This is a genomic window from Pukyongia salina (assembly GCF_002966125.1).
In the GTDB taxonomy this organism is placed as follows: domain Bacteria; phylum Bacteroidota; class Bacteroidia; order Flavobacteriales; family Flavobacteriaceae; genus Pukyongia; species Pukyongia salina.
Genome location: NZ_CP027062.1, coordinates 2,854,215 through 2,879,682, shown reverse-complemented (window position 1 = coordinate 2,879,682; position 25,468 = coordinate 2,854,215). Strand labels below are relative to the sequence as shown.

At 41.3% G+C, this 25,468-nt stretch carries 25 protein-coding genes; 10 read left to right on the top strand and 15 right to left on the bottom strand.

The genetic code is table 11. The annotated features are described in order from the left end of the window. Position 1 precedes the first annotated feature (1 nt). From C5O00_RS12925 to C5O00_RS12915, 3 genes are all read right to left on the bottom strand, one after another. Entirely contained in the window at positions 2–430 is a 429-nt protein-coding gene (locus tag C5O00_RS12925) for a hypothetical protein (RefSeq protein ID WP_105217249.1), read from the bottom strand. Positions 431–601: 171 nt separating this feature from the next. Then, a complete protein-coding gene (locus C5O00_RS12920) occupies positions 602–1,456 on the bottom strand; it encodes an OmpA/MotB family protein (RefSeq protein ID WP_105217248.1) in 855 nt (284 codons plus the stop codon). A gap of 138 nt (positions 1,457–1,594) precedes the next feature. After that, positions 1,595–2,461 (bottom strand): sigma-70 family RNA polymerase sigma factor, encoded by an 867-nt coding sequence (locus tag C5O00_RS12915; RefSeq protein WP_105217247.1) that lies wholly within the window; start codon positions 2,459–2,461, stop codon positions 1,595–1,597. 134 nt (positions 2,462–2,595) lie between these two features. Between C5O00_RS12915 and C5O00_RS12910 the strand changes: the two genes are divergently transcribed. The 3 genes from C5O00_RS12910 to C5O00_RS12900 are packed head-to-tail and all read left to right on the top strand — an operon-like array spanning position 2,596 to position 5,792. Next, on the top strand, positions 2,596–2,763 hold the full coding sequence (locus C5O00_RS12910; RefSeq protein WP_105217246.1) for an adenylosuccinate synthetase: 168 nt from the start codon (positions 2,596–2,598) through the stop codon (positions 2,761–2,763). Positions 2,764–2,771: 8 nt separating this feature from the next. Next, positions 2,772–5,090 (top strand): M14 family metallopeptidase, encoded by a 2,319-nt coding sequence (locus C5O00_RS12905; RefSeq protein ID WP_158676864.1) that lies wholly within the window; start codon positions 2,772–2,774, stop codon positions 5,088–5,090. 51 nt (positions 5,091–5,141) lie between these two features. Further along, positions 5,142–5,792, top strand: a complete 651-nt coding sequence (locus C5O00_RS12900) for a hypothetical protein (protein WP_158676863.1) — start codon at positions 5,142–5,144, stop codon at positions 5,790–5,792. A 17-nt stretch (positions 5,793–5,809) separates the two neighbouring features. On the opposite strand, the gene C5O00_RS12895 is transcribed toward C5O00_RS12900, so the two are convergent. Both C5O00_RS12895 and C5O00_RS12890 read right to left on the bottom strand, forming a co-directional pair. Continuing rightward, on the bottom strand, positions 5,810–6,472 hold the full coding sequence (locus C5O00_RS12895) for a hypothetical protein (RefSeq protein WP_158676862.1): 663 nt from the start codon (positions 6,470–6,472) through the stop codon (positions 5,810–5,812). A gap of 50 nt (positions 6,473–6,522) precedes the next feature. After that, on the bottom strand, positions 6,523–7,080 hold the full coding sequence (locus tag C5O00_RS12890) for an ExbD/TolR family protein (RefSeq protein WP_105217242.1): 558 nt from the start codon (positions 7,078–7,080) through the stop codon (positions 6,523–6,525). Positions 7,081–7,383: 303 nt separating this feature from the next. On the opposite strand from C5O00_RS12890, the gene C5O00_RS12885 reads away from it, so the two are divergent. Further along, entirely contained in the window at positions 7,384–9,081 is a 1,698-nt protein-coding gene (locus C5O00_RS12885; RefSeq protein ID WP_105217241.1) for a T9SS type A sorting domain-containing protein, read from the top strand. A gap of 163 nt (positions 9,082–9,244) precedes the next feature. Here C5O00_RS12885 and C5O00_RS12880 read toward each other — a convergent pair whose 3' ends face one another. From C5O00_RS12880 to C5O00_RS12840, 9 genes are all read right to left on the bottom strand, one after another. Next, a complete protein-coding gene (locus tag C5O00_RS12880; RefSeq protein WP_105217240.1) occupies positions 9,245–9,901 on the bottom strand; it encodes a hypothetical protein in 657 nt (218 codons plus the stop codon). A gap of 7 nt (positions 9,902–9,908) precedes the next feature. Next, a complete protein-coding gene (locus C5O00_RS12875; protein ID WP_158676861.1) occupies positions 9,909–10,532 on the bottom strand; it encodes a hypothetical protein in 624 nt (207 codons plus the stop codon). A 12-nt stretch (positions 10,533–10,544) separates the two neighbouring features. Further along, positions 10,545–11,183: a hypothetical protein gene (locus C5O00_RS12870; protein WP_105217238.1), complete on the bottom strand. Its 639-nt coding sequence runs from the start codon at positions 11,181–11,183 to the stop codon at positions 10,545–10,547. 184 nt (positions 11,184–11,367) lie between these two features. Then, positions 11,368–12,030, bottom strand: a complete 663-nt coding sequence (locus C5O00_RS12865; protein ID WP_105217237.1) for a hypothetical protein — start codon at positions 12,028–12,030, stop codon at positions 11,368–11,370. A gap of 6 nt (positions 12,031–12,036) precedes the next feature. Beyond that, on the bottom strand, positions 12,037–12,663 hold the full coding sequence (locus C5O00_RS12860) for a hypothetical protein (RefSeq protein ID WP_105217236.1): 627 nt from the start codon (positions 12,661–12,663) through the stop codon (positions 12,037–12,039). 9 nt (positions 12,664–12,672) lie between these two features. Further along, complete coding sequence (locus C5O00_RS12855; RefSeq protein WP_105217235.1) at positions 12,673–13,305, bottom strand: hypothetical protein; 633 nt, start codon at positions 13,303–13,305, stop codon at positions 12,673–12,675. Between the two features lie 194 nt (positions 13,306–13,499). After that, positions 13,500–15,722, bottom strand: a complete 2,223-nt coding sequence (locus C5O00_RS12850; protein WP_244592994.1) for an amino acid permease — start codon at positions 15,720–15,722, stop codon at positions 13,500–13,502. 37 nt (positions 15,723–15,759) lie between these two features. Then, positions 15,760–16,020, bottom strand: a complete 261-nt coding sequence (locus tag C5O00_RS12845; protein WP_105217233.1) for an SWEET family sugar transporter — start codon at positions 16,018–16,020, stop codon at positions 15,760–15,762. Positions 16,021–16,133: 113 nt separating this feature from the next. Beyond that, positions 16,134–18,053: a peroxidase family protein gene (locus C5O00_RS12840; protein WP_105217232.1), complete on the bottom strand. Its 1,920-nt coding sequence runs from the start codon at positions 18,051–18,053 to the stop codon at positions 16,134–16,136. 527 nt (positions 18,054–18,580) lie between these two features. Between C5O00_RS12840 and C5O00_RS12835 the strand changes: the two genes are divergently transcribed. The 3 genes from C5O00_RS12835 (at position 18,581) to C5O00_RS12825 (ending at position 20,269) form a co-directional block, all read left to right on the top strand. Further along, positions 18,581–19,252, top strand: coding sequence for a protein-L-isoaspartate(D-aspartate) O-methyltransferase (locus tag C5O00_RS12835; protein ID WP_244592993.1), 672 nt, complete (start codon positions 18,581–18,583; stop codon positions 19,250–19,252). A 134-nt stretch (positions 19,253–19,386) separates the two neighbouring features. Further along, positions 19,387–19,890, top strand: coding sequence for a hypothetical protein (locus C5O00_RS12830; RefSeq protein ID WP_158676860.1), 504 nt, complete (start codon positions 19,387–19,389; stop codon positions 19,888–19,890). A 10-nt stretch (positions 19,891–19,900) separates the two neighbouring features. Next, positions 19,901–20,269 (top strand): GerW family sporulation protein, encoded by a 369-nt coding sequence (locus C5O00_RS12825; protein ID WP_105217229.1) that lies wholly within the window; start codon positions 19,901–19,903, stop codon positions 20,267–20,269. A gap of 96 nt (positions 20,270–20,365) precedes the next feature. On the opposite strand, the gene C5O00_RS12820 is transcribed toward C5O00_RS12825, so the two are convergent. Further along, positions 20,366–21,916: a M20/M25/M40 family metallo-hydrolase gene (locus C5O00_RS12820; protein WP_105217228.1), complete on the bottom strand. Its 1,551-nt coding sequence runs from the start codon at positions 21,914–21,916 to the stop codon at positions 20,366–20,368. A gap of 186 nt (positions 21,917–22,102) precedes the next feature. Between C5O00_RS12820 and C5O00_RS12815 the strand changes: the two genes are divergently transcribed. The 3 genes from C5O00_RS12815 to C5O00_RS12805 all read left to right on the top strand — a co-directional run bounded on the left by C5O00_RS12815 (position 22,103) and on the right by C5O00_RS12805 (position 25,368). Beyond that, the gene (locus C5O00_RS12815) at positions 22,103–23,749 is read left to right on the top strand and encodes a tetratricopeptide repeat protein (protein ID WP_105217227.1); all 1,647 of its coding nucleotides are present in this window, start codon (positions 22,103–22,105) and stop codon (positions 23,747–23,749) included. 525 nt (positions 23,750–24,274) lie between these two features. After that, on the top strand, positions 24,275–24,757 hold the full coding sequence (locus C5O00_RS12810; protein ID WP_105217226.1) for an RNA polymerase sigma factor: 483 nt from the start codon (positions 24,275–24,277) through the stop codon (positions 24,755–24,757). Positions 24,758–24,762: 5 nt separating this feature from the next. Further along, complete coding sequence (locus C5O00_RS12805) at positions 24,763–25,368, top strand: hypothetical protein (RefSeq protein WP_105217225.1); 606 nt, start codon at positions 24,763–24,765, stop codon at positions 25,366–25,368. Positions 25,369–25,468: the final 100 nt, after the last annotated feature.

The following is a 25,468-nucleotide window of genomic DNA, read 5'->3' as shown; positions in this document are numbered from 1 at the left end:
GTTAGGCGTAGCTCTCCAGATCCCGGGTTTTTATTTCTTCGATCCAGTTTACAGCGTCATCAAGATGATGAAATTTTCTAATACGTGTTTGTGAAAACAGTTTTTCCAGGATCACATTCATAATGCCAATTTTATTATATGCTACGATGGCATAAGCTTGCAATTGATATCCTTGTTTGTAGAAACACATCCAGTCTTGAGGATGAAGAGAATAGGAATTTATCCTGTTGGATATAAAACTCAATTTCACATCACGCGAGCCAAAATAATCGTAGATCTGTTCAATTACAATTTCGGCCAGCGCCCAGTTAAAATGAATTCCTTCATTGATCTCGGAGATCACATAATCATCGAATATGTAAAAGTTACCAAATGGCTCTGAGATCTTGTGCCGGTAAATAAACTTGTATTTCGATTCTTCAATTTTCATCTCGATGGTTTTTTAGTCTAATTACATTTCAGAGTACAATAGGCATACCTAATTAGGTTTTGAAAATGAGTTTTCGCCCAATCGTGGTTTTAAATCGCCCAATTAGAGATCGTAAATAAAAAAAGTGGCCCGGAGGCCACTTTTTTCTACGTTGTTTATAAGGCTATAGCATTAATTAGCAGAAAGCAGGGCCAGAAATTTGTCTAGATTCGGGAGGATCACAATACGTGTTCTCCTGTTTTTAGATCGCCCCTCTTCGGTGTCGTTATCGGAGATAGGAGCATAGCTGCTTCTTCCCGCCGCAATTAGTTTTTCCGGTGCAACTCCAAACTCATCCTGAAGTTTTCTGATCACTGCGGTAGATCGCTCTACGCTAAGTTCCCAGTTGTCTTTAATATGTGCACCAGGTTTTACTGTTCTGGCATCGGTGTGACCTTCAATAAGCACTTCCATAGCTGGTTCACTGTTAATTACCTCCGCAAGGCGTTGAAGCAAGTTGTTCGCTTTTGGATTTACGCGGTAACTTCCCGAATTAAATAAAAGTTTGTCTGAAATTGTGATCATAACCACAGTTTCATCGATGTTGATCTCGATGTCATCTTCCTGTCCTTCGGCAATCAGGTTATTATCCAGATTTTTCTTAAGGTTGTAGGAAACAATAAGGTTCATGGAATCCTGAAGTGTTTTGGCTTCAGCTAATTCGGTTTGATCAACATTGGCAAGGGCAGCCTTCATCTGCTCCTTATCTTTGTTTGAAAGGACTACGTTTCCGTAGTTTCTAAGACTATTGCTCTCCAGATCTACATTCTCCTGGGTAAGTGAGTTGATCTTTGCGTTGTAACTGGCAACGCGTTCTTCGATCTTGGCGTATTTAGCCTCGATCTCTTCTTTTTCAAGTTGTGTTTTAGTAAGGGTGGATCTGGTGTTGTTGTACTGGTTCTCAAGTTCAACATACTTCTTTTTAGAAACACAGGATGCAAGAAGTACAGTTCCTGATAGCAGGGTTAGTGCAATTAGATTTTTCATTTAACTAAGTATTAAGGTTTGTAATACAAAGATATATGAGCAAAGGTGAAAAGTTTTCCCTACGAACTGCTATTGTTATGTTAAATCTGGGTGCCAGATCTTAACAAGAAATCTCCTACCGAAAAAATTTGTTGATTTTTAGCCTAGGTATTTTTTAAGGATATGACTTTTATGATCTTTTCTTAAGTGCCGGATAGCTTTTTCTCTAATTTGCCTTACGCGTTCACGGCTCAATCCAAAGGTATCGCCAATCTCCTGCAGGCTCATGCTCGGTTCGTCTGCTAAACCAAAATTAAGTCGGACCACATCCGCCTCCTTATCTGGTAAGGTATCGAGAGCTCTTTCTATCTCTATCTGCAGGGATTCACGCATAAGTTCCCTGTCTGGGACAGGGCTTTCGGTAGACCTAAGTACATCGTAAAGATTATTTTCATTCTCTCCTTCCTGAAAAGGCGCATCCATAGAAAGACTTTTGCCAGACTGTTTTAGAGCCGACTTAACCTTAGCCGGAGTTTCGTCGAGTTCCTTGGCAATTTCGGCAATGGTTGGCTGCCGTTCGTAGACTTGCTGCAGGTGCATAGCCGCCTTTCGTACTTTGTTCATGAGTCCGATCTTGTTCAAGGGCAGTCTCACTACTCTGGATTTCTCGGCTAGAGCCTGAAGAATAGATTGCCTGATCCACCAGACAGCATACGAGATGAATTTAAAACCGCGTGTTTCATCAAAACGTTTTGCAGCCTTTACCAGACCAACGTTGCCTTCATTAATAAGGTCGGGGAGACTAACACCCTGATTTTGATATTGTTTTGCAACTGAAATTACAAATCGAAGATTAGATCTTACCAATTTATCCAACGCTCTTTGATCGCCTTCGCGTATACGCCGTGCGAGTTCTACTTCCTCTTCGGCGGTGATCATTTCTATTTTACTAACATCTTGTAAATAAACATTCAGGGATTTGGTTTCACGATTGGTAACTTGTTTCGTAATTTTCAATTGTCTCATATAGTAGCGAAGTGTTTTTTAGGTTAACCATCTATTATAACATTCAGAAAGGAGAATTCAAAATACTTAACATAATTTGTTAAAACCGTGTTTATTAGACCGATAATTATGTATTTTAAAATAAAAATTGAATCATGTTGTTTTTTCTGAAGAAATGGTCACTTCAAATTCCAACCGGGGTGCCTCATCCCGATGACAATACCCCGCTGGATCTGTCTAACCCGGCCGATCTCATTATATATGTTATACTTCCGCTCATGGTACTTATTTTGTACCTTGTTGCCCTGAAACCCAAAAAGTAAGCATTATTGTGAAAAAGATATTTAGCTGTTCAATATTGTTGGTTATGTTCCTGATGGGAAGCACCATGCTCAATGCCCAGCAACCTACCTATAGCAAAGTAAAGGTGTTCTTTGAGGACAATAACATGCTGGAACGTTTGTCCGGGCTAAATTTTGATGTGGACCACCCGGAATTTGAGGACAAGCAAAGTATCTCACTCTATCTCACCGAGACCGAGATCGATAGATTGAGGGCGAATGGATTTCGGTATGAGATAACCATCCCCGATTACAATGCTTACTATCTGGAAATGCTGGCCAACGACCTGGAGAACCAACAGCAAATGACCCGATCATCGAACGTAGCAGCGGGATTCGACCTGGGATCTATGGGTGGATTCTATACTTTCGCGGAAGTAGAAGCCAAGCTGGATGAAATGAAACAAAACTTCCCTAACCTGATCACAGCACGAACAAGTATAGGTACGAGTATAGAGGGAAGGCCGATCTGGATGGTTAAAATATCCGACAATCCAAACATTAATGAACCGGAACCGGCTGCCTATTTCGATGCCTTACACCATGCCAGAGAACCACTATCCATGGCAACTACCATTAACTATATGTTCTGGTTACTTGAAAATTATAGTACCGACCCCATGGTGCAGTTTCTGGTGGATAATCGAGAGATCTATTTTGTTCCGGTAGTTAACCCCGATGGTTATGTATACAATGAGACCACCAACCCCAATGGAGGAGGTTTTTGGCGAAAGAACAGAAATCCAAATACTGGTGGATGCACGGGGGTAGATCTTAACAGAAACTATAGTTTTGGATACGGTGTGAACGGATCCTGCTCCAGTACCGATCCTTGTTCAGGGACCTACCGTGGAACAGCTCCATTTTCGGAGCCGGAAACCACGGCTGTACGCGATTTTCTCGACGTGATAGAGCCCAATACTGCATTTTCAACCCATAGCACAGCGGGAAGTTATTTGATGCCCTATGGGTTTGATACTTCTCCACCCGAATTTAATACGTATTCTGAATGGGCCTCGGCCTTTTTAGACGAGAACGATTATCCTTATGGTGTAACTTTTCAGATGTTAGGTTATACCAGTTGTGGGACTACCCGCGATTATTTACATTCTGAGGGCATTTACGGATGGACCCCCGAGATAGATGGTAACGGATTCTGGCCTACACCAAGTACTATTTTTGCTTTGGTAGACGAGAATGTCCGACCATTATTTTATCAATCCTGGATAGCAGGCGCTTATCTGGATGTACAAAGTCATACCTTAATTGGAGATGTATTACCCGGCGAATCATTTCAGTTAGTGGTTGAGATCAAGAATACGGGGGTAGGAGCAGACGCGCAAAATGTAAGTGTGATTGTTTCAACTAGCCATCCCAACGTAATGGTCCCTACAGCCAATGGATATGGTACAGTGGCCGCCAGAACAAGAAAAGATAACAGTGCGAGTCCGTTCATTATTAGTCTGGACTCCGGATTTAATGACAGCTCCTTCGACCTAATAGTTACTACATATCAGGATGGGGTTGAGAATGAATCCATCGTAATTCCGGTCTATGTAGGTGAAAAAACCACCCTATTCTTCGATGATGCCGAGGCAGGAGCCGGGAGTTGGACCGCCACAGGAAATGGAATTCAATGGGGTGTAGTAGCAGATGATTCGTATAGTGGAAATTCCAGTTTTGGTGACTCGGATGGAGGAAATGGAGAGAATAACACCGTGAATTATTTTACATTGAATGAGAGTTTCGATTTTACCGGAGATATCACGCCTGTCCTTACTTTTGCCTGTAAATGGTCTGTCGAGATCGACGATTATGTGGACCTGCAGATATCTACAGATGGAGGATCAAACTGGGTTACTTTAGCACAGTATTCGAGAAATAAAAACTGGATGACAGAACTTCTGGAACTGGATGCTTACGCAGGTTTTAGTGATGTACGTTTCAGATTTAGAATGACCACCGATAATTCTATCCCCGGTGACGGTTTCTATTTTGACGACTTTACAGTAAGAGTATTCGAGAATTCCATATTAGGAAATAGTAACAATGAAACCTTTGGAATAACAGTATATCCCAATCCGTTCAACAATTCTATTACGGTAATTGCAAACAATGAGATCATTGATGAGATTTCAGAATTAAAGCTATACGATATCTCCGGGAGAAGTATCGACATAGCATTCGAGAAAGAGGACTCGCGCTTGCATATTAGCAATACATCAGATCTTCATTCGGGAATCTATTTCTTAAATATATTAAACGCCGCCGGCGATGTGATAACCGTTAAAAAATTGGTTAAAATTTAAATCGGCTTATAATTTGGTGTAATTGTTGTAATGGATTCAGAAAAAAAAATAATGCGACTTTTCGTTATACTGATCTTCTTCCTTTTTTCAGTCACTCAGCTTAGTGCCCAGATCGATAATAGAAATGTACCACTGGAGCTGGAACCAGTGGAAGATAATTTTAAGGCACCGGAAGGTATTGAATTACCACCAATAAGTAAGCCCAGCCTAAGCAACTACGATCCATCACTTAAGCCCAACACAACCCTCGATATTAATGATGATAAGGATAAGGTGGATTTCACCCAAGGAGACGGGCTCATGGATTACACATCCAATATTGTTCCCAAGGCGTTTAAAAAAGACAAAGAGGCGAAAGACGAATATGGTCGCGACCAGTTTTTGGGAGATGTAACGACTTCAGGAGGGTTTGTACAAGTAAAATATAGGGATCACGAATTTGTAGATGGCGACAAGATCAGGGTTTTTGTGAATGGAGATGTGGTTCAGTCTGAAATTTCCCTTGGAGGATCTTTTGGAGGGTTCACACTTACGTTAGAACCGGGTAAAAATGTAATAGATTTCCAGGCGCTGAATCAAGGTAGTTCAGGACCTAACACTGCCGAATTACACGTTTATAATGATAAAGGCCAATTGATCTCTGCGGCCGAATGGAATTTACTTACAGGACACAAAGCTACCGTGGTGGTTATTAAAGAATAAGAGATATGAGCCCGGAATTAGTTTCCGTCGCCTTCGTCCTCAGCTTCATCAGAATTTTCAGTGACTTCATCATTCAACTTAGCAACTAGTTGCTCATAGGTCTCAATTTCCGAATACAAAGTCCCTCCAAGGCTAATGATAGGGTTTGTAATAGAATCGTAGGGGGTTTTAGTGTACTTAAAAGTACGAACCAGGAAATCCTTTACTTCAGGTTTTTCACGCAGATCCATACTCCGGTATTTGTAATAACTCTTATCCAGTTTACTTACAAGACTATCGCAAGACGTACAGCCCTCTTTTAGATATACGAGTATATTCTTTTTAGGGTCGATCTTGATCTGTTCGGCGGGCTTGCGCACTACACGTCTGGAAAGGCTATCGTTCACCGTTAGTTCGTAAGTATAAACCGGTACGCGACCTCGTTCAATTACCAGGCTGGCAATATTAACTTTGGAGGCTTTAGGAACTCTGTGAAGCCTTGGCACGCCTGCACGCTGACGGAATCCTGTCCCTTCGATCTTGATGGAAACATCCAGATCCAGCTCGTTCTCATTTACGGCATAGATCATCAATCTATTTTGAACTCGTTCATCAACGATCTTAACAGGTCGTTCCTGTGCAGAAATAGTTGTAAAAAACGAGAAAAACAGTAGGGCAAAGGCGTATAGTGATTTCATCATAAGTGGGAAATTTTAGAGCACAATATATAGATATTCTTACAATTAATCCATTAATTTATTTCAGCTTCTGAAATTAAAAAAGGATAAGCAGTCTTTACTTCCTCTAATTCGGATTCTGAAAGTTCTGCTACTGTTTTTTTCAGAAGATCCAAGACATATTTTTCACGAAGATCCAGGTATGCTTTAGTGATCTCATCCTGTACTCTTATAAACTCCGAATACGCGGCCAGCCTATCTGTACTCAAGGATATCACGGCCTTTTTCGGATTTTCGGAATAATGAAGTGATCCCAAACCATTGCAATAGTGGCAACTTCCATCCCCGTTGTTGTCGATAAACTCGATGAGTTTTTCTTTTAATTGTGACACAGGAATTATTTCGTCATTCACAAGCAGTTCTCCCGTATCATTTAAGAAAAGTCGCAACACGTTACGTTCTTGGATAGGGAGACTACAAACCTGTCCGGGAGGACATTTTTTAGGTAGCTTTCGGGCGATTCCTTTATCTTTTGCTATTGTGGTTGTTACCAGGAAGAAAATGAGTAATAAAAAGGCGATATCCGCCATACTTCCTGCGTGTACTGTGGGTAATTTTCTACGATTAGGCATGAGGTGATGGATTAGGTGTTAGATATATTACAGATTCTCAAAAAAAATGCCATAAACTCTTGGGCCTGATCAACTCCTCTTACCGCTTAGCTTTAAATATGTAAATTTCATATACTTTATAACGCTTTTTGGATATTCTTAAATAGGTATCATATTGCCAAGTGCGTTTGTGATTTTGTGCCGTTTTAAAAGTTTCTACCTCCTGAAATTTATAAATCAAGACAGGAAAGCCCCTGTTTACGCCTTATAGGTATAGATTAAGTTATATATTTAAAATGTATTCAGCCAAAAAATTAAAAAGCTATGAAATTGAATAGATTATTTCTTCTGTTATTTATTGTAAATCTTTTTTATGTCTTCGGAAATGCACAGACCATAGATGAAATTCGAGCTATGCATAACGAAGTTCCGGACGATCCTTATGTGCCGGTAGATAAAAGCCGAATGGCCCGTACTCCCGCATATAATGTTCGAACTCCTAATTTCTACACTACCCAGGTGAATGTGGATGCCAATGGCGATAATATAGTAGGGGATGCAGGCAACGAACCTTCCTTAGCCATAGACCCATTAAATCCAAACCGAATTGTGATCGGGTGGCGACAGTTTGATATTATAAGCAATAATTTCAGGCAGGCTGGTTACGGTTATTCTCTAGATGGTGGTTTTAACTTTACTTTTCCCGGAGTTTTGGATGCCGGTAATTTTAGATCCGATCCGGTACTCGATTTCGATAAGGACGGAAATTTCTATTACAACAGTTTGCAGGGTTCCTTTGCCTGCGATGTTTTTAAAATAACCGATGGAAGTACTACCTGGGAAAATCCTGTTCCTGCCTTTGGCGGGGATAAACAGTGGATGACCATAGACAAGAGTTTAAGCACTGGATCCGGTCATAACTATTCGTATTGGAACACTTCGTTCACCACCTGTGCCCCCGGGGCTTTCACACGATCTACAGATGACAGTGCCAGTTTCGAGAACTGTGTGACGATTGATAATCAGCCGTTTTGGGGCACTTTAAAGGCCGATGGGAATGGTGATCTCTACCTGGTAGGGCGTAATGGATCCGGCGGAGGAATGGTGGTTGTAAAATCCACCAACGCAAAAGATGCCGGGGAGGTTGTAGACTGGGATTTCGTTACCCCTCTGGATCTGGATGGTGTGGTCTATGCTCAGGCCGATGTAAATCCGGCAGGATTGGTGGGACAGGCCTGGATCGATACCGATAATTCCGGTGGGCCCGGAGACGGGAACGTATATGTTGTGGCATCGGTCTCCCGTACAAGTAATGGAGATCCGGCCGATGTGATGTTCGCCAAAAGTACGAACGGTGGGATGAGTTTTGATCCCCCGGTACGGATAAACGCCGATATTGGAACAAGTTCATTTCAGTGGTTCGGCACCATGTCTGTAGCACCAAATGGAAGAATTGATGTAGTTTACCTTGATACCAGTACAGCACCTGCCGGGACTGTAGACTCCCAACTCATCTACTGCTGGTCTAACGACTTTGGGAATAGCTGGAATGACTATCTGGTGATTTCGGATATGTTCGATCCTACGATCGGGTATCCTAGTCAGAATAAAATGGGCGATTATTTCGATATGAAATCGGATGTAGAATATGCACACCTTGCATGGTGTAATACGCTCAATGGTGGGCAGGATGTGTATTACACCCGAATTTCTCCCGATGGCACTCTTGGGATAGAGGAAATTGCCAAGGCAGAAGGATATGGTTTTATAAGTTACCCGAATCCTTTTTCAGAATCAACAACTTTACAATTCTATACAGCCCAAGACGCTACCACCAGGCTCGCAGTGTATAATATACAGGGACAAATGGTACGATCTTTATTTGAAGGAGCAAACACCGGCAAACAACAAATAGTATGGGATGGAACTAATGGAGCCGGAAAGCGGCTTTCTGAAGGTTTGTACTTTGTAGCGTTGGAAGTTGATGGAAACACTCATATTCAGAAAGTGATTCTGAAATAGAAAGTTTACTTCTTATTCTTATCGTTCTTTCCTTTAATGATAAGGTAGAGAACCGGTCCCGCCATAAAGAGAATTAGTACGATTATTATAAGTAGTTGCCATGGTCCGATCGCTAAAATCATAAATTAATTTTTAGCCAAAGATAACTTATTTACATTGTATTTTAGAATCCGGCAGGTAGCGGAGCTGTACCTGTTTCGAGGTTCCCCATATCCACGCTTAGTGAGTTCAGTTCTTTCGAAATAAACCCTCGTCTGTAAATGATCAGGTTAAGGTACATATCGACCGGGGTATCTAAAAATACTCCTGCAACTCTCGTTTTAAAGACAGCATCATTGATAAAGGCTCTAATAAACCATGTATTGGTGGTAGTATTCTTGTAGGCATAGATCTGATGGCCTTCAATATTATCATTACCGTTGTTACTGTTGGTCATTACATCGGTATCACCGGTACCGGCTTCCAGGTAATAATAACCCTGTACAGTAACAATATAATCGTCTATGGAAATCTTGGTGTCGTAATCCTGAAGTCCATCTGCAGATAAGTTTCTGAAAACAAATTCGGTATAATTAATAGGACCGTATTTGCTTACATCGATATCGTATTCCACTATATCGCTATTCTGAAGTGAAATAAGAAGATTAGAATTACGAATTTTAGACGACGCACCCGGGTTTTCAAGGTATAATGCATTGTCCATAATTACGTCACCATCCACATGGAGGGTAGAATTAGGGGAGTTAGTATTTATTCCTACCTGGGCGGTAAGTCCCTGGGTGAATGAATACAGTATACAGATTATAAAAAGCTTTCTCATGGTTGATTTAATATAGGTTTGGTATTGAAGAGGCACTTCCGCTGTTATTACCTCCAAGGTCGGTGGTAATAGGATTTAAATATCGGAAATAGGACTTATCGTATACCACTAAGGTGATCTCGTAACTTACAGAATCTGACGGATCCAGGTCTAGGGTTTGATTTCTTATCTCCAGGTGCCAGGTACCACCGCTAATAAAGGTGTGTACAACAAAGTTTCCAATAGATTTGGTTCCACCGGCATTCACTTTTTTAATGGGGTCGCCCAGATATCTGAAATTGGCCACACCCACAATATATTTCGATGCATCGTACTGAAGGTTAACATCTCTAAGGTTGTCTAAGGAAATATTGCTAAAACTGTAGTCTACAATGTTTACCGGTGCAACCGATAGTTCGCTCACATCAAGTTTTGTCACCTTGCCAACCGGATTTGAAGTTTTCGAGCGGGTGAGCAGCATAAAATCTTCATCGGTACTTGCTACTGTTCCCAGGGCTCCTAATTTAAATTCATCTCTAATTAGCATATCCCCGGCAACGTGGAGATCTGCCTGCGGGTTGTCTGTACCAATCCCAATTTGCGCAAAGATGGTTGTACTAAAAATTAAGAGAATCAGTGTAATTTTTTTCATACTTCTATACATTTAATCTAAAATGGGAGTTACTGCGCTTCCTGTGGTAGAATTTAACATAGGGATATCAATACTACCCAGTTGCTTAGAAAGGTCTTTCGAAAAAATTAGTGTGGAAATTGTCCACGTTCCGGTTGCACTTGGATCCAGATTAGCTACCATGGGATAATCTGCAATGATATGCCAGGTTCCTCCCGAAATAAATGTAGCTGTATAAGGTAAACTCGAATTATCTTCAGCACCCGATGAGGAACTAGTATTTAGCTCCAGATCGAAATAAGACGATATCGTTATAAGTACAAATTCACTGGCATCGACCCCGGTATCGAAATCACGTACCCAGTCTTGGTCCGGATTGGTAATTATATACTCCTGAACATAGGCAAGAGCAGCTCCGGTTGGATTACTTACATCCAGGGTTTTAATTTCCTCGTTGTCGTTCTCATCTTGTATGAGAAATGTAGATGCTTCTCCATCTGCAAGAGGGTCGTAATTCCCTATAGACAGTGAACCTGTTATCTCAGCATTGCCGGCTACCTCTAATGTGGTTCTTGGATTTGTGGTGTTTATTCCAACTTGAGTAAAAGCGGGGGCAGTTACCAATAGCAAGCAGATAAACAATATTAAAGCGGGGGCAAAACTCGATTTCATAAGTACTAAAATTTGGGTACTACAAAGATAATCCCTGGGCGGATAACTTATTGTTAAAGAAAATTTTAGAACATGTTGGATAACGATTAAATTTTGCTTTACATCGAAAATATATCAAAAGTACGTGTATACGCGTAGGAATGAAACTTAGAAAAATGTAGGAAAAAGTTATGAAATAGAGTTTTTAGAACCCTATGGGTAGTGTAGCTGTTCCCGTTGCCAAATTCGACATATCTACAGTAATGTCGTTTTGGGCTTTTGCGATAAAGCCCTTTCTATAGATCATGACATTGAGCCACATGTCTATTTCGGTATCCACATAGGTAGTCCCGTTGTAACGTTGCCATGTGGAATTATTCACAAATGCCCTTAAAAACCATGTGTTGGTGGTTGTATTAGGATAGGCGTATATCTGGTAACCTTCTATGCTTAAGGTGGAAAGAGCACTACTAGGCATTATACTTCCTGTTCTTCCGGCTCCGGCGATCCCACATGAATATCCTTGTATACTTACTAAATAGTCATCTGTCGAGATCTTAGTGTCATAATCTAACAATCCGCTGGCCGACAAGTTCTGAAATTCAAACTCTACGTAATTTATGGGTCCGTACTTACTATTGGTAATATCGTATCGAGACAACTGATTACCCGTAGTACGAACTAAAAATTTAGAACCCCTGATATTGGAATTGTCCCCGGGGTTTTCCAGATATAATTCCGAATCAACTAAAACATCACCAACAACTTCCAAAGTAGCTGTTGGGGTAGTTGTATTAACGCCAACCTGTGCAAAAACAGAATTAAATGTAATTCCTAATAATACGGTAAGAGTGTAAAGATCTTTCATAATTAACTATTCAAAAACAGGAATGGATGAAGCGGTTCCGGTATTGGACCCACCAAGGTTTGTTGTGATCACAGGAAGATCACGAAAATACTTCTTGTCGTAAACGATCAACTGGATATAATACTCCAGGGAATTAGTTGCCAAAAGGTCGAGTTCCTCATTCTTTATCTGTAGATGCCAGGTTCCACCGCTCTTAAAAGTACGAACTACAAAATGGCCAATAGAAAAGTTATCTCCACCCGGTACTTTTTGAATGGCATCACCAACGTGGCGGAAGTTTGCCACCCCCACTACGTATTTGTCTACATCATATTGTAGATTTACATCGTCCAGATTGTCCAGATTTACGTTTGTAAAGTGGTAATTTACCGTGTTTACCGGAGCAACATTTAAAACGTCCGTATCGAGAATGGTGATCTTTCCAACCGGGGTGGAGTTTGTAACCCGGGTAACCAGTTTAAAATCTTCTTCAGTTGAAGAAACCGTATTGAGGTTTTGTGTGGTAAAACCTCCCTGTACCAAAGCACCACCGGCAATATGAAGATCGGCCAAAGGCCTGTCTGTACCTATTCCTATCTGTGCTGTAGCAATTGTACTTACGGTTAAGAGCGCTATTAAGTAATGTTTTCTCATAGTACGGGCCTAGTTTATAATTGGTGAAACTGCACTGCCGGTAGAATTACCGGACATCGGCACGCCAATGGTTCCATATTGTTTGGAAACGTCGTTTGAAAATATCAGGGTACTGATCGTCCAGATCCCCATAGCCGTTTCATCTATATTCGCTGCCTGAGGATAGTCTGCCACCAAATGCCAGGTGCCATTCTTTATAAAAGCAGAAGAAAAAGGGATACTTGCATTATCCGCGGCTCCGGCACTATTAGTAAGATCTAGTTCCTGGTTAAAACTGGCCGAGGTTACTATTACAACATAGTCTACAGCATCAATTCCAGTATCGAAGTCTTTCACCCAATCCAGATTGGGGTCCTCAATTACATATTCCTGGATATAGGCCAAGGCGACCCCTGTTGGATTACTAACATCGAGGGATTTAATAGAATTATTGGTTTCCTGTATCAGGAAGGTAGACGCGTCTGCGTCGTTTAGTCCACTATAATCGCCTATTTCCACACTATTGGAAATACTCATAGAGCCGGCAACTTCTAATGAAGCACGTGGATTTGTTGTATTGATCCCTACCTGAGACCAGGCAGAAGAGTTGGCGATTAAACCTAGAATAAGCAAAATCGCAGCGGGGGCATGGTACGATTTCATAAGTAGTAAATTTGGTATTACAAATATAGACCACTTATGTATATCTAACTGTTAAATAATAAGTTAGCAGCTGCTTTATAACGAGTAAAATATGCAATACATCGAATATATTGTCTTTGTACGTGTAAACACGTAGGAATATTTGAGTGATTTTGTAGGAATTATTTTTTTATTCTGAAGAGATTCGCCGGACATCACGCCAGTATACTTTCGTGCCCTGAATCTTTTACAAACAAGCACGAACTATTCGTTTTCGAAGTCATTTCCTGAACAAATTCGAATCTCAGATCTTCCTGCATTCCGAAGATATTGAGGTCGGCATGCGGTGCTGCGGTCACAACATCCTTAAAATCGCCCACACAAACTTCCATTAAGGTTTCGGGAAGGCGAGCGAGGTTTATCAGGGAATCGAGGAATTTCGTGGCATTTTCAACCTCCTCTACGTCATCTATAACCGTTATAAGCCTTATTCTCGCTTTCCAATTCTTCATAAGTTTATATGCGATCAAGGTTGAGAGGTCCAGGTTTCCAATATCCCAGCCCAGGCTCCAATTATTCTTACGGTTACTAACCCAAACATTAATGGTATTGCGTTGCCCTAAAAGTGCAGTAGGATGCGACTGGAATAATAATACCCCTATTTCCAGCCTAATACATTCTTTTATTACGGGACGCAGTTCGGTTTCGTAATCATCGTGCTGCTGTAAGTTGAGGAAAACAACATTAGGCCTGAAAAAAGCACCTCTCAGGGCCTGGTTACCGTAATTCACACCTTTTGCGAATTCAGTAGTGTTGATTACGGTCCAGGAGGAGAATACCCCTTTGTCGCGAAACGAAGCTGCCAGTTCGTCCAAATGCTTCGTCATTTCGCTTTCTTCTGAATTTGCCTCAATTCCCAGGAGTTTGATAGAACCTTTCGGACTGGCGATATTCCTCAGGAATTCGAAATTTCCCCTAACTCCAATTATATCTCTAACGGGCACCATCAGGTTAGGTTTCCAGGCGCGTTGTTGCATCTTCTTCATTCCCCAGGTATGTTTAGCGGCCCATTCAGCAAAAGAAACAAATAAACCACTTCGCACATCTTCAAATGGTGTTTCTAAATTTTGTCTGGATAGATACCAATATACCGCCAGCACAATAGCGATGGTAATAAGGCTGATGGTTGGGTTAATAATGAACATTGCTAAAACTGAAGAGACCAGCCCCAGCCATGGGATCCAGCGTTTTACCTTGAAAATGGGCCGATAACTTATCAACCCTAAATTTTGCTCGATGATCACCACTATATTGATCATGGCATAGGTCACTAAAAAGAACAATGTTACCAGCGGCGCCACGGCATTGAGGTTTCTAAGTAACATGGTTGCAAAAATAAGTATGCCGGTTACCAGCATCGCATTTCTTGGCTGACCGTTTTTACTTTGTCCTGCAAGAAACTTAGAATAGGGTAACACATTGTGTTCGCCCATGGCAAATAATATACGGGAGGAACCTACTATAGATGCCAGGGCCGAAGAGAAGGTTGCTCCTAACACACCTGCGATGATCAATGGTCCTACATACGCCTTTTCGATTATGATATTGTAATTTGAAATGAGTTCTTGTTCGGTAGCTGTGCGTGCAAGCCAAAAGGCCAGAAGCATGTAGATCACAAAACTCACCCCAATTGCCCATAAAGTCCCAACAGGAATACTCTTGCGCGGATCTTTGAGTTCTCCAGACATATTAGCGCCAGCCATTATTCCTGTGGCAGCGGGGAAAAACACTGCAAAAACCAGCCAAAAGTTACTTCCGCGGAAGTTATTTTCGGGAGATCCCTTAAAGGTTCCCCATTTTAAAGCTTCATCGGTTGCAATGGACATAGAACCATCGTAGGCAGCCATTACGACCGAAACCAATGAGGCCACGATCACTACCATAATAATGTATTGTGTCTTTATGGCCAGGTTTGCACTTATATAAGCAATGGTAAATAAGCCAATAAAGGCGGATATATCCACTAGGAACGGATTATGATCCGGAAAGATCCCCAACCATCCTTCCCTGAAACCAAAAATATACATGGTAACCGCCAGTCCCTGCGATATATATCGGGGAATTCCCAAACTTCCCCCAACTTCTAGGCCGAGTGATTGTGATATGATGGCGTAAGCTCCACCAGCCCCGATTCGAATATTGGTGGTAATAGCAGACATCGATAGGGCTGTACAAAGGGTGATGAGGAAAGAAATTATAATAATTAACCAGGCACCCAGTAATCCTGCATTACCTACAACCCATCCCATCCGGAGATACATTATAACACCAAGGATAGTTAGGAGGGTAGGAGTAAATACCCCACCAAAGGTTCCAAACTTCTTTATATGCTTATTATCGTCCATGGTTGTTGTTACAATAATAAGACATTTGTCCATTAAATTAGCAACAACATCCTGGGGTTTGTGTCTTCTCTTATTTTCTCAAGTCCCTGAGTTTGAATACCAGGATAGTTCCCGCAAATAGAAAGGTTATGGCATTTCCCAATATTATTGGTAATTGCTCATTTAGAATCCCGTATAAGATCCAAATAAATACACCACTTACAAATAACAGGAACATGGGCAGTGATAATTGTCTGGTGTTTCCCGATCGTATTGTTTTTATAGCCTGCGGCAAAAAACTGATGGTGGTAAGAAACGCAGCAGAATTTCCAAGTAGGTTTGTTAGGTCCATAGCACTAATTTTTCTTTCTATGCAAAGTTCTTATACTTTATAGTATAGTACATCTGCTGAATTAGCCGCTTTTTGTGCTGCTTTGACCAGAAATAGGAGGGATCTCCTTAAGATCAACGACCTCTTTTAATAAGTTTCAGTTGTCCGGTGCCTCCATCAGACTCCAGCGTTACCACGTACATTCCATTGGCAATTCGATCGCTAAGTTCGAAGTTCACTTCGTTTCGACCCTTATTTAACTGTACAGCTCTTGTGGAGATTACCTGTCCGTTTACATTAAAAATAGTTAAAGTAGCGTTAGATGGCCTTGCGTTCTCTATTACAAGGTTAAAGTACTTCTGAACAGGGTTAGGGTAGGCTTTTAACTCTATCGAACGCACTTCAGGGAACGGGAAAAGCTCTACAGCGAGTAGATCTCTGGGCACTGCAATGAAAACGTCCTCCTGTAAGGTCTCGATGCCGGTATTACGTAGAATTACCTGAGATAAGGTTGTATTTTTAAGTTCATCTATCTCGGTAGCTGTAAAAGCCGGATCATTCTCGTAATAATATCGATCTCCATCACGCAACGCCTGGAATTGCAGTTTCAGGATACTGTGTAATCCTTCGCCTACCAGGGTTCCCGGAATATGGTCCTCGCTCATAAATCCTATCCATGGATCGAGCTTAGAGATATCACCTCCGTATACGGCCGACAAATTCCCACTTAATACAGGATCGGATGTAAGGCTATTGAAATCGGCATGTGGCGTTAGAGACAGATCTGCCCGAATCGTATTGTAATCGGGTAGGCCTCGTTCTCTTGCTCGTGCCAGGTTTATTGATAGCAGATCTATCCCTCCAGCTCCTGGTTGGCCAAAGAGGAAATTTCTAATATCATCCATAATGAGTGGATCCACAAACTGATGTTTCTGGGCCGCCAAACCTCTGAAAAAAGGCTCTATTCCACCTTCATCTCTCAAGATCGACGGATTAAAGAATCCATCTCTAAGATCTACCGCTCCAAATATCCAATCATCACCATTTTCTTCAAATCGCACCAAACGCCCATTTACCATAGTATGACCAAAGCGATATGCTGCGGCCGAAAATGAGTTCAGGATGTTAGGTTCTACTGTGTCATCATAACCGATGTATGGATCCAGTTGTATGCCAATATGAGGTAAAAATTCTTCATAGGTAACTACTTGTATCAGGGCTCCTACTATCTTTCTTGCCCGCTGAAAGATCTCTTCATCGGTCCAGGTTGGGTTCGCTGCCTTAATCTCGTCACAGAGCCTGTTGTGTTCTCTCACCCACAAGGTATGGAAACAGGCGAGGCCGGGTTGTTCGTTAACCCTAATATCACCACCCACAAAAAATTTGGTGGGTGTTGGGAATCCGTCCAAAACCATAAAAGGTGCATTGGGATCTACTGCACTGTCAAACTCACCGTCTATGGTGTTCCACGGAAGGAGGTCACCACTGGAAGTTTTCAACTTGCCATCCACGAAGGTGCGTATCCAGTTCGCGCGATTTATATCGCTTCCATACACAGCCGATCCATCTATATAGCTGGTTATATCATTAATGTGTTTTCGTGGATTTCCTATTCCGGTACCGGTGGATGGGTCGGATTTAGACCGAAACATCCGTAATGTCTCTAAACCTGTGCAATTTGGGTCGAACAAGGGCTCGCAGGTGGGTACTGGAATATCGTTGGGTTCATTGAAATTATCATCGTTCAGGTTGATATCGTGATCAATAAACTGTCCCCATCCCCAGATGAAATCACTTAGATCTAACTCGTTGGGCATAAATTGAGACTGACTCCCAATGGCATTACTAATTTTTCTTGGATTAGGCCGGTCCTGTCCTCCGGGCTCGGAGATGAGATCGCTATACCCATTAGTCATGAAATTGCGAAAATGCGCTTCGGCTGCCCCCCATTCAGGGTTGTTCAAGTTGTTGTTGGTGCCATCGAAGGTCCGATTAAGTTGGGCGAAACCTTGAGAGCAGAATAAAAGTGTTGCGGCTAGTAATAGTCTTTTCATAAATGCTAATATAAAATGATTTCAGATATCATCATATAGGTTCATTTTATTTTTTCCAGTTTTCAGAACGACCACTTCACATTTACTCAAGCTACCTGAAAGGGTAAATAACATGAATCTTGAACTATACTATGCTTACGAAGGTCTTTAAATTAAAAAACCCTTCACTGTAACAGCAAAGGGTTTTAAAGGTTCCGGTTGGCGAGAAACAAACTATCTGTGGATGGCATAGCTACTAGCTTTAGCATATTCGGCTAATTTTTCATTCCACTTACTCAGTTTCTCACTCCAAAGTTGTTTTAGATCTTTCATAACTCGAATTTTTATGATTTATATATAACGGTAAATTCAACAAGTGTGCCAAGAGAATAGACGAGCTTATAACTGTTTGATATATAGTGAAATAAAATTTAAATAAGGAGATGCTTTTCCAATGATTTCTCGATCAAAGTCTTTAAAGGCATTCGAGGATTTCGTATCTTAATATCAATTTTGAGGGTAATATGCTGAAAAGAATTTTATTTATTATGCTGATTTTTTTTACGGCTTTCGTCAATTGCCAGTCCGATTATTCGGAACGCAGGGAGAAGATGGTGAGATCCCAGTTAGAATCCAGAGGGATCAGGGATAAGGTAACCCTGGATGCTATGCGTAAGGTGCCTAGGCATTTGTTTGTGCCTGAAAATGCCAAAGAGAAAGCCTATATAGATGCGCCACTCACCATTGGGGAGGGGCAAACTATTTCCCAACCCTTTATAGTAGGGTTTATGACAGAGCAATTAAAACTAAAACCCACAGACAGGGTGTTGGAGATCGGGACCGGATCGGGTTATCAGGCCGCAATTCTGGCCGAGATCGTTTCCGAAGTATATACTATAGAGATCATAGAATCCTTAGGGAACAACGCAGCCAGTAGGTTACAAAGCCTTGGTTATGATAACGTGGAAGTTAAGATAGGAGATGGTTACCTGGGATGGCCGGAGAAATCACCTTTTGATGCTATAATTATTACCGCCGGAATTGACCATATTCCTCAGCCACTTATCGATCAGCTTGCAGAGGGCGGCCGACTTATCGTACCGGAAGGTCCCAGGAGAAGCACACGTGAATTGATACTTCTCACAAAAAAGAAAGGGAAACTAAAACGCAAATACCTTATTCCTGTTGTATTTGTTGAATTTCAAAGGAAAAACGAATAAGCACCTTTAAATTCAGTTGTTCGACCTCTCGATCACTTATTCAGAATCATTATTTATTTCGAATATTTTTTCTTTCCTGACAGGGGTCATAGGAAAGTATTTTCGCCTTCACGAACTTCGCAGAAAATTAGGTTATGACTCCCTGGATCGTCATAGTATCCCTGTTTATAATACTCTTGATCTACTTACTTTGGATGCCCATAATAATTAAGATAGATACAGTTACCAGCGAGTATTTCATTCAGTTTAAAGGGCTTGCAAAGGCATCCATTCTGGGAGATGAACAAGAGCTGATAAAGATCAAACTCAAAGTTCTTTTTATGAACTTCGATCTCTTTCCACTTCAGAAAATGTTCAGCAGGAAAAAACAACTTAAAGAACCCGAAAAGAAAAATAAAAAATGGACGATGGGTAAAGGAAAAAAAGCTTTGAAGGTATTACGATCCTTTAAAGTAAAACATCTGATTCTGGAAATGGATACAGGTGATATTATTCTAAATGCAAAACTATACCCCGTACTCTTTTTTATGAATAGGTTCAACGGTTCATACGCCATTAATTTCGAGAACAGAAACAGACTGGCGTTACATTTGGAGAATCGACCTATCCGTATTATTAAATCAATTATTAACCCTTAAAAATTATGTCATGGTCTTACACTTTGAAGAATTATTGAAACAGATCACTGAGTTTATCAGGACTGAAGCGAAGACAGAAACCGTTGTAGGCGAACAATTTAAATTGGGCGAATTCATTTGTGTTCCTGTGATTAAAATCGGAATGGGATTTGGTTCCGGTGAAGGAGAAGGTATCGAAAAGAAAACTAAAACCGGTTACGGAATGGGAGCCGGTGCCGGAATGGGCATCGAACCCCTAGGATTCCTTGTAACGAAAGGTGAGGAAATTAGCTTTATTGAAGCCGGAAAGGCCCATGGTTTGGCCGCCGCTTTCGAAAAGGTACCGGATATGATCGAGAAGATCTACGAAAACCGAGGTAAGGCAAAGGAGACCGCCTAGGTTTTAATGGAGGACAGTAGATCGTCTTGAATTTTAGGCGAACCGCAAGATGGGAATTTTAAAACTCTTCCTGTCTTGCGGTCTTTTGTTCTGAAATTAGTCTACACCACCTTTACGCTCGGGTGATCTGGGTGTAGGCCATTCCAACTGCCTTCCTGTTCTGTTACTTACCGGAAGCACGGCTTTTACCCGTGATGTTTTTTCGGGATCTTCACTTGCCATATAAGCTAAGATCGCCGTAAGTATCACATTATTTCTAACGTCATCAAAAACTATCTTATCGTAAGTATCTCTGTTAGTATGCCAGGTATAATTCCAATAGGCCCAGCTTAGTGAACTCAGGCTGAACCCAGGTGCACCTGCCGCCTGAAAAGAAGCGTAATCGGAGCCACCGCGGGCTGGTGTCCCCGGGAAAGTTGTTTCAATTTCGGAGGTGATCTCATTAGGTACAGCATCTAGCCAGCGCCCAAGATAGTCGTACGAGTTTAAAAAGCCTCCACCTGAAAGTCTTACTACGCGTCCCGTACCGTTATCCTGGTTAAAAAGGGCCTGTAGCCCGTCTACAATTTCGGGATGATCTTCTACAAAAGCACGAGAGCCATTAAGACCTTGTTCCTCGCTCCCCCAAAGTCCTACGAGGATGGTACGTTTAGGGTTAGGATAATGCTTTTTCAATATACGCGCGGCTTCCATCATTACGAGGGTTCCGGTTCCGTTATCGGTCGCGCCCGTGGCACCGTCCCAGGAATCGAAATGGGCCGAAAGAATGACGTATTCCTCTGGTTTTTCAGTACCCCTTATTTCGGCTATAGTGTTGAAGGTTGGCATCATTCCTAATTCTTTAGATTCTGCCACTATCTTTAGTTTGGGTTTATGTCCGGATTCTACTAATCTGTAGAGCATTCCGTAATCCTCCAATTCCAGATCTACCGTGGGGATCGCTTTTGTGCGGGCGCCAAAAATCTTGTTTACCCCAAAACCACGGGACCAGTTAGACATCACAATACCTGCTGCCCCGGCTTTTTCTAATGCCGGCGCCAAGGTTCGCCTATCGTATCCGGTCCGTCTCATATTTTCCTGCCATTCTTCGGTTTGCTTTTCACGCTCTTCTTTCATTTTAGTAAATGATTTTTCTGTAGCGTATTCTTCCCAATTATAATCTGGTCTTCCTGTGGGTTGATGCATAGAGATCATTACCAATTTCCCTTTTACCGAAGGCAACCACCTGGCAAATTCTAATGAATCCTTGATCATTGGTAAAACCAGAAGTTCGGCGGTAATGCCGTTCTTGCCTGTTCCCGGACTCCAGGCCAATTGCATCCCACGCAGACTTTGCACCCGGGGATGTATCATATCGATATGCGTAATACCTCGTTCCCATCCTCGCCATTCGCCCCATTGCTCATTTTTAGCGGTAATTCCCCAGGTATTGAACTTTGCAACCGCCCAGTCGTGTGCGTTTTTCATTTGAGGGGTTCCAACCAGTCTTGGGCCAATTACATCCATGAGCTCATGCCCGAGATTCTTTAATTGCGAATTGTCGTTAGCCTCACTTATCATGGCTTGTATAACAGGATCCTTTTCCTGGGCCACAAATAATGTGACTGAGAAGAACAACATTACGCAGAGTGTAAAAAGTTTTTTCATTTGGATAGTTTTTCAGAATAATTAACCCTTTAAAAATACGGCTTCTTGAACGAATGTTGAAAATTGATCTGTAAATTTATAGTGATCCTCAGCTAATTAATTTGAATTCAATCAAATAGCTGGATATTTATGTAACAATTTGAAATTTTTAGACTCTATTATATATAACTAGTTATCAATCAATCAATGAAAAAACTACTCTTTCTCCTCATGGGTTTCCTGATGTTTCAGGCAACTGCACAATCGAAATTTACTGCCAAACAATGGCAGGAAGACTTGAAATTCCTTCAGCAAACTGTTCACAATGATTATTCATTTCTTTTTAGAAAAACCTCTGCAGAGGAATTTGACAATGCCGTAAAAACGCTACACGATCAAATTCCAACACTTCAGGAACATGAAATCAGCGTTGGGCTGGCAAGGATCATTGGCTTATTTAAATATGGTCATACCCGTATGGGATGGCGCAATAACCCGGTTTCTTTGAGGCAATTCCCTGTAAATCTGTATCATTTCTCCGATGGGATCTATGTGCAGGGTGTTCATAAAGATTATGCAAATGCGCTGGGAGCTAAAGTGATCTCGGTAGGCGGAATGCCGGTGATGCAGGCGCTAGAGAAAATATATCCCGTAGTTCCTTCCGAAAACGATCAGTTTTTTAAGGCGTATGGATTGCTCTATCTAATGAGCCCTGAAGTATTACATGCTCAAAGGGTTGTCCCTACCTTGTCTGATAATATTGAGCTTACACTGGAAAAGAATGGGAAAACCTTTACTACAACACTAAAAGCTATGGCCGCCGGAGAATGGGCTCCAAGAACTTATGGTTTTGTGCAAAGTGAAGGAGAATGGCTGGATGCGAGAGAAGCCGGGGAAACCCCGTTGTATTTGAAAAATCTGGATAAGATCTACTATTTTGAACATTTACCTGAAAAGAATACAGTGTATGTACGGCATAGCCAGATCCAGGACGATCCTTCGGAGTCGATTCCCGAGTTCTATACCCGGGTATTCGACTTTATCGCAAAAAACGAGGTTGAGAATCTTGTGCTAGACGTCCGCCTGAATGGGGGAGGTAACAACTACAAAAATAAAGCCGTCGTGACCAGGATCATCGAATCACAAAAGATCAACACCACCGGAAACCTTAAGGTTATCATAGGACGCAGGACCTTTTCTGCTTGTCAGAATCTCGTAAACGAACTGGATAATTACACTAACGCAGTATTCATTGGAGAGCCAACAAGTGAGAATATTAATTTTTACGGAGATAATAATGAAATAATTCTGCCTAATACCAAAACCCCGGTCTATCTATCATTTGCCTGGTGGCAGGATAAACCTCAGTGGGAAAACGGCGATTGGCTGGCTCCACATGTGGCAGTGGAAATGAGCTTTGAAGATTATCGAACCAATCAGGATCCCGTATTGAAAGCGGCTTTAGATTTTGGAGATGGAGATTTTGTCACAGACCCGATGCAGTATATGACTAACTTATACCATGCGGGAGATAATGAGAAGCTGGTCACAGAGGTTTCTAAAATGGTAAAGGATCCCCGATATAAGTTCTTCAATTTTGAAGCAGAGCTGAATAGTGTTGGTTATGCCCAGATTGGAAGAGGGGATCATCAAACAGCTATTGCGATCTTTTCCTTTGTTACCCAGTTATTTCCCGATTCGGCGAATGCCTGGGATAGCCTGGCAGAAGGCTATCTGGAAGCCGGAGATAAGGAAAAAGCAAAAGAATACTATGAAAAGGCGTATAAAATGGATCCTGATGGACCCACTGGCAAAAACGCCACTAGTATGCTAAGGAAGATCGCCAGCCACTAAAACCAGAATAAAATAAAAATCCCCTTATCATGCAGTAAGGGGATTTTTTCGTTTTCAAAAAACAGATTACCTATGGATGGCATAACTACTGGCTCGTGCATAGACGATCAGTTTTTCATTCCAAACCTTAAGTTTTTCGTTCCATTTTTTGAAGAATTTTTTACGTAGTTTTTTCTTCATATACTATTGTTTTAGAGTTACTAAATAATTCAACTTGATTAAACAATAGAATAAGAGGTAAATTCTTTCAGAAAGCTCCAATAAAAGGAGACTTTAGATGGTAGAAACAGGGGGTAATGGTTAAATGTAAGAAATTTCTTGTTATCATAATAATCATTTGGGTACTATTCGATGAAAGGTATTGAATATCAGTCCTGCCAGATGTCTTAACGCCCGAGAATGTATTTTACGGAATGCTGTCGATTTTCGTTTCAGAAGGCCCAAATACGCATCACCAAATAAAAAAATACGAATTTTTGTGATTTTTTGATTACCATGATCACTAATAGAGTAGAACCAGATTAAATGAGTAGGGAAGAAGCCTTTATAAAAATCATTAAGGATCATGAAGGAATTATCTACAAGATCGCCAGGATCTATGCGGACATTACCGAAGAACAGGCAGACCTGTATCAGGAAATAGTATTCCAGATGTGGAAGAGTTTCGAAAGTTTCAGAGGAGAGGCCAAAATAAGCACCTGGATGTACAGAATAGCACTCAATACTGCTTTGTTTCATTCAAAACAAAAGAATAAAAGAGGTAGGAATGTGTCTCTGGACAAGATCGTTTTAAAGCAAGAGAACTACGATCCGGTGATGGAAGATAGATTAAAGATCCTGTATCAACAGATCAGACGGTTAAACGACCTGGAGAAAGCGGTGATCTTGTTGTTCCTGGAAGGAAGGACTCACGAAGAGATATCGGCGATAACAGGATTGAGCCACACAAATGTTGGAACCAGAATAAGTAGGATAAAGGATAAACTGAGAAAAACAATCAAAAAATAACGGCTATGGAACTGGAAGAAATGCAAATACTTTGGACACGAATGAGTAGTCAGTTGGAAGAACAAAAAGAACTAACCAATAAATTAATCATGGAAATGACACAACAAAAATTTAGAAATAGGTTTAATAAACTTACCATCATCGAAACATCGGGAGCGGTGGTATGTTTTATCATTGCAATTGTAATACTTCTCAACATTGCTAAAATGAATACCTGGTACTTAATGGCCTGTAGCATATTCACCATACTACTACTAATTGTACTACCCATACTCACCTTACGGGCTATAAAGGGTATGCGAACCATGGATGTAACCCGGCGCAGCTATAAGGAAACCCTGCAGGAGTTTACACGGAAACGAAAAAATATGTTATTAATTCAAAGAGTTGGTGTTATGATAAGTGTATTTATGATGTGGGTAAGTTTACCTGTTTTCTCAATGATCATGAACAATAAAGACTTCTTCGCTCAGGAACACGATCCATGGTTATGGGTGTTCATAGCGGTTGTAACAATGGGAGTTATTCTCTTTGCCCGTTATGGCTACAGGGGTTATAAAAAGGTCACTTCCTCTGCCGAAAATGTACTACGCGATCTAAAAGATCATTAAGGGCGGGGTGGTAGATGTACTGCAAAGACTCTATTACCTCCTTTTTATCAGACAGTTAGCTGCTATTTTTTAGTTATATTTAGAATATAATTCACGCTTG

Bases quoted from the DNA above. Each gene is read 5' to 3' on its own strand.
- C5O00_RS12845 (WP_105217233.1), bottom strand. From the start codon at position 16,020: ATGGACCTAACAAACCTACTTGGAAATTCTGCTGCGTTTCTTACCACC.
- C5O00_RS12815 (WP_105217227.1), top strand. From the start codon at position 22,103: ATGAAAAAACTACTCTTTCTCCTCATGGGTTTCCTGATGTTTCAGGCA.
- C5O00_RS12875 (WP_158676861.1), bottom strand. From the start codon at position 10,532: ATGAAAAAAATTACACTGATTCTCTTAATTTTTAGTACAACCATCTTT.
- C5O00_RS12910 (WP_105217246.1), top strand. From the start codon at position 2,596: ATGTTGTTTTTTCTGAAGAAATGGTCACTTCAAATTCCAACCGGGGTG.
- C5O00_RS12840 (WP_105217232.1), bottom strand. From the start codon at position 18,053: ATGAAAAGACTATTACTAGCCGCAACACTTTTATTCTGCTCTCAAGGT.
- C5O00_RS12860 (WP_105217236.1), bottom strand. From the start codon at position 12,663: ATGAGAAAACATTACTTAATAGCGCTCTTAACCGTAAGTACAATTGCT.
- C5O00_RS12890 (WP_105217242.1), bottom strand. From the start codon at position 7,080: ATGCCTAATCGTAGAAAATTACCCACAGTACACGCAGGAAGTATGGCG.
- C5O00_RS12880 (WP_105217240.1), bottom strand. From the start codon at position 9,901: ATGAGAAAGCTTTTTATAATCTGTATACTGTATTCATTCACCCAGGGA.
- C5O00_RS12820 (WP_105217228.1), bottom strand. From the start codon at position 21,916: ATGAAAAAACTTTTTACACTCTGCGTAATGTTGTTCTTCTCAGTCACA.
- C5O00_RS12825 (WP_105217229.1), top strand. From the start codon at position 19,901: ATGGTCTTACACTTTGAAGAATTATTGAAACAGATCACTGAGTTTATC.
- C5O00_RS12885 (WP_105217241.1), top strand. From the start codon at position 7,384: ATGAAATTGAATAGATTATTTCTTCTGTTATTTATTGTAAATCTTTTT.
- C5O00_RS12805 (WP_105217225.1), top strand. From the start codon at position 24,763: ATGGAACTGGAAGAAATGCAAATACTTTGGACACGAATGAGTAGTCAG.
- C5O00_RS12900 (WP_158676863.1), top strand. From the start codon at position 5,142: ATGCGACTTTTCGTTATACTGATCTTCTTCCTTTTTTCAGTCACTCAG.
- C5O00_RS12865 (WP_105217237.1), bottom strand. From the start codon at position 12,030: ATGAAAGATCTTTACACTCTTACCGTATTATTAGGAATTACATTTAAT.
- C5O00_RS12895 (WP_158676862.1), bottom strand. From the start codon at position 6,472: ATGATGAAATCACTATACGCCTTTGCCCTACTGTTTTTCTCGTTTTTT.
- C5O00_RS12835 (WP_244592993.1), top strand. From the start codon at position 18,581: ATGCTGATTTTTTTTACGGCTTTCGTCAATTGCCAGTCCGATTATTCG.
- C5O00_RS12855 (WP_105217235.1), bottom strand. From the start codon at position 13,305: ATGAAATCGTACCATGCCCCCGCTGCGATTTTGCTTATTCTAGGTTTA.
- C5O00_RS12920 (WP_105217248.1), bottom strand. From the start codon at position 1,456: ATGAAAAATCTAATTGCACTAACCCTGCTATCAGGAACTGTACTTCTT.
- C5O00_RS12810 (WP_105217226.1), top strand. From the start codon at position 24,275: ATGAGTAGGGAAGAAGCCTTTATAAAAATCATTAAGGATCATGAAGGA.
- C5O00_RS12870 (WP_105217238.1), bottom strand. From the start codon at position 11,183: ATGAAATCGAGTTTTGCCCCCGCTTTAATATTGTTTATCTGCTTGCTA.
- C5O00_RS12915 (WP_105217247.1), bottom strand. From the start codon at position 2,461: ATGAGACAATTGAAAATTACGAAACAAGTTACCAATCGTGAAACCAAA.
- C5O00_RS12925 (WP_105217249.1), bottom strand. From the start codon at position 430: ATGAAAATTGAAGAATCGAAATACAAGTTTATTTACCGGCACAAGATC.
- C5O00_RS12850 (WP_244592994.1), bottom strand. From the start codon at position 15,722: ATGGACAAATGTCTTATTATTGTAACAACAACCATGGACGATAATAAG.
- C5O00_RS12830 (WP_158676860.1), top strand. From the start codon at position 19,387: ATGACTCCCTGGATCGTCATAGTATCCCTGTTTATAATACTCTTGATC.